General features: G+C 39.5%; 3 protein-coding genes. All 3 read right to left on the bottom strand.

The genetic code is table 11. The annotated features are described in order from the left end of the window. Window positions 1–278: 278 nt before the first annotated feature. From ACT3CD_RS12325 to recD, 3 genes are read right to left on the bottom strand one after another with little or no spacing between them, the layout of a single operon-like run. Window positions 279–3,578, bottom strand: a complete 3,300-nt coding sequence (locus ACT3CD_RS12325; RefSeq protein WP_444645937.1) for a UvrD-helicase domain-containing protein — start codon at window positions 3,576–3,578, stop codon at window positions 279–281. A 2-nt stretch (window positions 3,579–3,580) separates the two neighbouring features. Continuing rightward, window positions 3,581–6,772 carry an exodeoxyribonuclease V subunit gamma gene (locus ACT3CD_RS12320; RefSeq protein ID WP_444645936.1) on the bottom strand — a complete coding sequence of 1,064 codons (3,192 nt, stop codon included), beginning with the start codon at window positions 6,770–6,772 and terminating at the stop codon, window positions 3,581–3,583. 6 nt (window positions 6,773–6,778) lie between these two features. Beyond that, entirely contained in the window at window positions 6,779–8,629 is a 1,851-nt protein-coding gene (gene recD / locus ACT3CD_RS12315) for an exodeoxyribonuclease V subunit alpha (RefSeq protein WP_444645935.1), read from the bottom strand. Between the last annotated feature and the right edge of the window lie 262 nt (window positions 8,630–8,891).

Raw genomic sequence — 8,891 nt, 5'->3', positions numbered from 1 at the left:
TTAAAAAATTTTAAAGCCCAATTCAATTTTGATTTGACGTCTTAAAAAATTTTAGAGCCCAATTCAATTTTGATTTGACGTCCAAAAAAATTTTAGAGCCCAAAACGAATTTTATTTTTACCCATATCATATTTTTATAAGAGCTCAACATGTTTTTTTTAGTGTCTCCTAAAATCTCCGGCTCTCAATCGGATTATATTTCCGGGTTGCGGATTTTTTAAGGAGCACCCCAATAGCAGCGACCATAGAAAAACGAATTCACCAATGGCAATAATAACTTAAACAGGTTCTTTCCCGCTGACCAGGACCTTTTCCAACTTCTCAATCAACCGATATTCAGGTTTGGTAAAATAGATGCCTGTATTGCCATCTTTTCGACAAGCCCTGGCATATACATAAACAACACCACCAAAATGCGTATTATAGTCAAAGTCCGGAATTGTATTTTGCAAATAGAGTTTAGTGGCTACCGTATAAATCAAATACTGCAAATGGTAGTTACTTTGCTGCATGGCTACCTCAAGCTTTTCGCGGGTGTAGTAGCTTATTGAATGCCCTAAATAGTTCGATTTCCAATCCAGGATATAAAATTTACCCTCGTGCTCAAAAAGCAAATCAATAAAACCAGTCATCAGGCCCTCTATTTGCCCTTCTCTTTTCAAATTAATATGAGGGACCAGACTATGAAGTTGCTTCGTTGAAACATCGTTTATCTTAAAATTAAACCCCATTTCCGGAAGTTTGCCGGCATTTTTAATCTGTGACAAAACAAAAGGCTTTTCAGCAGGAATCGGAGAGTTAAGAACATGGTTTAACATTTCTGCTATCTTCTCCTCCAGATCAATATGACCTGTGCCAAACACTGATTTATATCTGTTTAAAGCTTTTAAAACAGCCACACTAAAATCATTGCCGGTAAAGTCGGCGTTTTCAAAAAGGTAATGCATAAAATTACCTGCCAGCGCGCCTTTGGGGAACTCTTCAAAAATAAATTGATCATATTTGCCCGTCAACACAATGGGTTGCGGCTTGTCATGCGGTTCATATTCCGACAGCATGCTAAAGCTATAATTGCTCCATTTACTATGGACGTCAGAGTCTGAAAAGCTTTTAGGTGTTTTATCAATCTCCTCTTTTTGATCGTTATATTTTCGATCGTCACTTTCAAGGTTATCGCTAAAAGTAAAATCACCTTTTTGAATTACTTTATCCAGAAAAGACCTGATTCCGACATTTGGCTTAGAACCATAGGTGTTATGAATAATTATTCCCATATAAACAGCCCTGGTCAACGCCACATAAATCAAACGCCTGTTCTCTTGCTCCGTTTGCCGGGAATATAAACCCAGGGCTCTATCTGTTACCCCGTCAGAAAAACAATATTGATTTTCATCCGGGTCTTTGTATTCAATAAAGTCTCTCTTATTGTTGTACTCAGATATTAAATCGAGGTATGGCGCAATCACAATATTATAAGCCAGTCCTTTACTTTTATGAATGGTTACAATTTTCACAGCATCCTCATCATTTTCTAAACGTTGCGTGTAATCCCCGCTTTCTTCGGCACCGGCAATGGCAAACTCCAACCAATGAATCAACTCTTTAGGAGATGATTTGGATTGATTTTCCTTATTGTGAAGAATCTCATTTATCTGTAATATATTGGTAATGATGCGCTCGGCGTCAGACGATTTTTGTGTTTGAATATTTTCAAGGGTATGATATTGCTCCATAAAAGCATTGATGGCACTAAAAACGCCCTTGCTTATCCAGGTTTGGTTTAACGACCTGAAAAACCCGATATCGGCTTCAATGTCCAGCTTCAGCAAATCATCCTTTGTTTTATTGGTGAGGCAAGTCAGCAGCACCCTATTGATGTTACTGGTACCCGGCTCAAACATGGCCTTTAACAGATACAACAGCAAAGTACTTTGCCCACTTTCCATCACCCGACTGTCATCAATGGTAATGGCCGGAATATTGGCTTTATTCAGGCTGCGTTTAATAGCCTGACCTTTGCTGTTTGCCCTAACCAAAATACCGATATCGGAAGGTTTTATCTTTCGACCTTCAATTTGATAATTGCCCAGTAAAAGTTCCTTAACCTGATTGGTGGTTTGCGCAACAAGCTCATTATTATTGTCACACTTAAAAACCGAAAGGGGATCAACCGCCTCTCCCCCTTTTTTTATCTCCGTTAAATATTTACCTGCACTTACCACTTCATAGTCAATGCGACAATCGTTAAAAGGGTTGTCGATGCTGGTAAACAGTTTGTTCATGGCATTGTTGTAGGCCGCTGTTGAACGATAGTTCTTACTCATGGTATAGGAGGCATCGACTTCGGAAGCAGCCTTCAAATAGGTGTCTAAATCAGTTCCCTTAAAACTGTAAACAGATTGCTTTGGATCACCAATATAAAACAGGATGGCATGCTGATTAAAGAAGGTATAGAATATATCATACTGCTTCTGGTCGGTATCCTGAAACTCATCAATAAAAACGGCTTTATATTTTTTTCGGACGGCAGTCTGCAATGATTCTGACGAAATTGACTGATGTAGCTTATTGATCAGATCATCGAATGAAAAAAGGCCCTGTTCCTTTTTCTTGTTTTGAATTTTAGTATCACAAAAAGAGATGGCATTACCGTATAAATAGTTGATGCAATCACGGGCCACCCTTTCTGCTTTTTTTGAAAATTCCTCCACCTCCAGAGCCAGCTTCAATAAACCGGGAAACTTTTTTCCCACATATTTTGCACTTTGCTTTTCAAGCAGTTTCTTTCTGAAAGCTTCAGCGTCTTCAATCAAATTGGCAAACGCATTAAAGGCATGTCCTTTTTCTCCAATATTCTGAATTGTTCTTTCGGGTGAAATGGCAAATTCGTCATTAAAGCGTTTCAAGGCTTTTTGATTATCATCTTCATACTGCGCCTTCATCGCCCAATAGTCGTCGACAGAATGATCCGTTTTATATAGAAATAGCTTCCCCCTTTTTGCCTTCGACACCACATTTATCAGTTGATTTTTTGACAGCCCATTTTGTAGTAAAAACGTCAACAAATCACGGTTCAGGGTCGTTACATTTTTACGCCAATAATCACCAACAGCCTCGTTAATGAGGGCCGCTTCGTCTTCAATCACATCACTATTAAAAGCCTGCCCCGTTTCAAAAGCAAACTCGTTTAAGGTCAGCTGGCAAAAGCCATGAATGGTAAATATGGAAGTCTCATCCAATTGTCGTCTGGCGTTCATTAAAAGCGCCAAAACCTCATCTTTACCAGATTGTTGAATACCATTGTCAACAATTGCCTTTATGGTATCATCAATTTTAGTTCCGTGACTTGTATACAAAAAAGCTTCGCGAATAAATTTACGGATACGCACTTCCAGCTCTGCCACAGCAGCCTTGGTAAAGGTAACCATGAGAATTTCCCTGAGCTCTGTTTTCTTTTCTATCACCAGCCGAATCACCAAAATGGCAATAGAATAAGTTTTGCCGGTTCCGGCACTGGCTTCAATTAAATTAGAGCCTTTTAAAGCGACTTTTGTTACGTCAAAATTAGTCTTAGCCATCATTATAATGTTGAAATCAAATCACATAATTTACCAAACAGCAACTCACTCACCTGCCTGAAAATATCGAGCAATCGCTCCTGCTCCTTAATCTGTTTATCATTTAGCAAATCGGGATTCGATAACAACAACTCACAATATCCGGCCTGAACTTCTTTCTTAACATATTCACTGGGAAATATTTTTTCACCGAAAGCTTTTGTTTGCCAAAAATCATTAACCGATTTATTTAATGCTTCCTCCTGCCCCATTGTACCATCATAGAGTCTCTTAATTAATTGAAACCCGGCCTGGGGAACGAAAGGAATAATTTCGTCATGTCCCTGTTTATAAAAATCAACCAACTTATGAAGTATCACTTTTGCTTCGCCGGCACTTACAAAATCTTCGCGCAATGAAAAATTATAATGCGCACTAATAAACACAGACCGGGCATTTGGATTGCTGACGACATAAGCCAGATGCTTAATAAACAATTCGACCAGATACTTCGTCTGGCTATGCACGCCGGACACATTATAAAGCACCTGACCTTCCTCAAATATATTTGCTATTTTACCTTTCAAAACACTATCACCCAGTTTTAAAAGTATGGCTTGGTGCTGCGGCTCACCCGTAACATATTTTAGATACTCACTTCTTAAGGCTTTAATAGCCTCTTTCTCCAAATTAATTTCGGCCCCGGCCATGTTGGCCAATTGAATTAAGCCATCATTTTTTCTTCGTTTGAGAAAAGCTTCTTCGTTTTCGGCAGGTAGTTGAACCAATTCATTTTTCAATGACCATCTTTGAAGATAATCCAATTCAAAAGGCTCTTCTTCGGGCAACAAAACAGCCTCATCGTTATAATAAATTCGCAAAGTTTTATTGTAATACCACTTAAAGGGATCTTTATAAAAACCAATCAGGTCGTTTAAACTGATTTCATCAAAATTAAAGCCAACGTCTTCATTAAGAGCATTAGTTACTTCAACATCAGCCGCAACACTTTCAACCGTTTGCCCCAAATAGGTAAAAAACTTACCGCCTTCAAAATACAGTTTACCGGAAGCATGCAAAGGGTGTTTATACTTGATTTTATTCTCAAACCAATCTTTATTTCCGGTTCCTGTAACGATATAATCTTCCAGTTCTTCAATCAACAAAGAGGGGGGAATTTCAGAATTGTCTTTAATGCCCGAACCAATATAACTAAGGTAAAGCTGTTTTTTTGCAGCTAATATGATTTCTAAAAACAGGTGTTTATCATTGTCCTTAATATTACGGTCGTTGGCCATGGGTTGAATGGCCATCAAATCAAAACCCAACACTTTTTGATGACGCGGAAACAGATCGGAATTTAACCCCAGCACGGCAATATGTTTAAATGGCATCAAACTAACCGACATCATCGAGCTAAAGGTTACCAGTCCACTTGTGTAAACACTGTTGATGGTTTCCGAGCGAAGCAAATTCATTAAACCCTCCCGGAATACACGGAAAGAAATAAGCTCGTGCATATCAATGGCGATTGAACTTAAATTCTCTAGTTTGCGGTAGATGTAATCCAGCTCATCATCATATATTTCATCCAGTACAAATAAGTCAGGAAACACCTGATTTAGCAAGTAATCTTTCCATTCTTCAATTGATTTTTTGCCCAGCGAATGCTCATATAAGTCAAACACAGTTTCGGCAAAAGCCTTTATTTTAAAGATGGTTAAGGCATCATTGCCTTCCATTGAATCACATGGAAAGAGTTCCGTATCGTCCAGCAAATATTCATCACCACCTTTTATGGCATAGCCCAATACCAGCTTTTTGATTCCATGCTTCCAGCTAAACAAGTAGGTCTCATCCTCTTTATTCCCTTCAATACCATAACGGATGTTGGCATCGGCAATAATTTCGCGCACCAGTTCCACATCGGTAATATCAAAGCGTAAGCGTACCGCCTTAAAATCAAATAACTGCAATACATTCTCGGCTTTAAAACCGGAATACTGCAAATTGACAAATATGTCTAAAGCCTTAATGATAGAATCTCCTTCAGAATAAGACTGATCGCATATCACATACGGTATTTTCTTCGGCGCATTGTCGAATACCGCTTTAATTAAAGGCGCATAAAGATTCACATCGGTCATTTGAACCGACACGTCGCAGCCTTTCAATCCGGGATTTTTCTCAAATTCATTTAAAAGATGATTATACAATGCCTCCACCTCCCGAACAGGCGTGTACGACGAGGCAATTTGTATTGAATCCTCAGGTTTTGTGGTATCGAATACACGAATGCCCGCATTGTTATTATTTAGTATATCATTCTGAATGGTTGATAATAAACTACTGCTTTCATTTGTAACAAAATGCTGCTGAGCGGTCTCCATGGGCAGTAACTTGTGCAGGTTAACCATTAATCCTTTGCAACTACCCAGCAAATCATTGCCCTGCTTTGACGATAAGTCCTGATACCACTCCTGACCACTTGCCGGACTGGTCAGGTATAAAGAAACATCAATAATAGATGCTAACTTTTGATATATGTCCCAGTGATAATTGGATAAAACAACTATTCCGAAGAGATGTATCTGCGGATATTGGTTAATTAATTCAGACTGAAACTCAACTGAATCCAACTTCTTCAACAAACCATGCTTTAGCTGAAGTTGATCGTACTTTCCTTTACTCTCAGCTTTTAATTTTTGCCAAAGCCATCTTTGCCACTGTTCCTGTTTCTTAAAATCATCATCAGAAGTGGCCTCAACCACAGCATTGTCATTCCATGCGCCTATTATATCAGGCCGGTAAACCTGATACTGATCGAATAAATCGGCTATTTTCGCGGCTAACTGAATCCGTTTCGTATCATCGGCTTTATAATAATTTGCAACCGTTGGAAAATGTTTAATAAACCCGGAATCGTTGAGGTAAGAATAAACTTTCCACTTTATATTTTCGGTCGAAAAGTAACTATTGCCATAATTAAATGTCAACCGGTTAACATGCCCAATAAAACCATCGGGACTGAAAAACTCATAATTGGCAAATATTTTATTTTTCGCGGCCGTCTCTCTGATTAACCACTTTTGCAAGCCTTCTGATTGCACAATAATACAGGAAGTCTGATTCCAACTTGTTTTATGCCTTATAGCGTCACTAAAAACAGCTGATAACGCCTCAATACTATTTGATGAACAGATATGTAATGCCACTTGTCCTTACTTTTGGGGGTTTAAAAAACGATTGGTTATACCGGAAGCCCTTTCTACCTGTTTCGCCACTCCGGCTTTTAATACTTCATTGGATGAAAAGATGATGGCTCGCTCTTTTGCCCTTGTAATAGCAGTATAAATCAGTTCACGAGTCAGTAAAGGTATGTTCTCATCGTTGGGCAACACAATCCCCACACGATTAAATTCCGAACCTTGACTTTTATGAATGGTCATGGCAAAAACCGTCGTAAATTCCGACAAAAAGGTGGTTGAAATAGCACGATAGCCCCTATCACTTTCGCCGTCTTCAAAATAAGCCATGTATCTATCGGTTAAGGTATCTTTACGTACCAATCCGACATCCCCGTTGAATAAGTTATGCTCCTTGTTGTTCCGGGTAATCATGATGGGTTGGTTTTCATAAAAGGAGCCGGTTGGTTTCAGCAAACCTTGTTCTGCCAAATAAGTACCTATAAGTTTATTGTAATGCGGCACACCATATCTACCAGAACGAACGGCACATAAAAAGCGCACCCGATTCATCTTCTTCAAGGCCTGCAGAATATCTTCTTCTGTAATGTAGGCCTTAAATTCATCCATCAAATTCGTCAACTCGGCTGCTTCGTAATCATTACAGACTTTTACATACTGACCGGTTTGAGAAACCGGTTTTGTAATTAATTCGTCGGGTACAGAACCGTTAATAACGGCCCGGCTAAACCCGCCAATGCCTTCGGTACTTTTAAAGCGCCAACTCTTTTTTAGTTCGATAATGTGCTGTTGCAGAATATTGTTGGGTGCATCGTCAAAAACATAACCGGCACTCAACCCGGCCTTTTCATTTGGAATGAATGTATTAATCAGGTTAGCAAGTTCAGCACTCAGAGTATTCATTAAGCCATCCTGAGTCAGACATATATCTCCAAAAATACTGCCAGCTTCCACCGAAGCCAACTGGTCTTTATCGCCTAACAGGATTAGTTTTGAAGTTGGTTTTATGGCATTCAGTAGTTTTGCCATCATACTTGCTCCAATCATGCTGCTCTCATCCACAATAACAACATCGTAATCGAGTGGATTATGCGCATCGTGCTTAAAGTAATGCGTCCCCGGCTGATACCCCAACAAACGATGTAAGGTACTTGCGCTAAGTTTGTTAAAATGCCGCATGTCGTCATTGAGCTCCCGTATGAGCCTGTCATCCCCCCTGTCGCCCCGAATAACGGCTGCCATTAACGATTCCTTCATTCGGGCAGCCGCTTTCCCGGTTGGTGCGGCCAGGGCTATTTTTATATCGGGTTTAACGGTGTACATTATAGCCAATAGTTTGGCCACAGCCGTTGTTTTTCCTGTTCCCGGACCTCCGGTGATAATGGAAAAATCAGAAAGCATGGCCGTTATAGCCCCCACCAATTGCCAATTGATATTCTCTTCAGCGCTAAACCCGTCATAAACTTTATGATCGGAAAATAAATCAAGGATGAAATCTTTATGCTTCAGCAACAGCGCTCCATTGAATTCAGAATTAGCTTCTTCACCAATCATTTGTTCAATCTTACTAATAATCTCCGTTTCGTAACTAAAGTAACGTTGAAGATATAGCTTGCCATTGCTGAGAATAAACGGCTGAACAACATCGGCCCTTTCACTGACAAAAGGACTTTTCCTTATCAAATCTATTTCAATCGGTTTATGATTTTGCGTCTGCTGCTCGCTTAGGTCGCTATTATACCTGGCTATATTTAAACAGGTATGTCCTTCTGCTAATTTTTCAGAGACAGCATAAGCTGCGGTCTCCAGATTTTTATCTTTAAAAAAGGAGGCAAATTCTTTATGAACATCTATGGTGTGTGACATATCTTATCGTTCTTTTCACAAAAAATTAAAAGTACTGAATTCACACTAAAAAAAAGGGGTCTTACTGCGATTAACATTGACTATTAATTTAGTGTTTGTCCACAAACTTAAACAAAGGTAATCCGGAGGTCGGACAATTGATGGCATGGTTGGAGGTGCTTTGGCTGGCGATTCCGGGTTCTCCCCCCCTCGGTCCCCCCTTGAGGGGGGATGGGGCGTAGCTCTTCCCGGATTTTTATGTTTCTCGTATATTTTGGTTATG

Source organism: Geofilum sp. OHC36d9, assembly GCF_052400685.1.
Classification (GTDB): domain Bacteria; phylum Bacteroidota; class Bacteroidia; order Bacteroidales; family Marinilabiliaceae; genus CAZHHH01.
The sequence above is the reverse complement of the archived record's forward strand: the minus strand, read 5'-3'. Positions and strand labels throughout refer to the sequence as shown.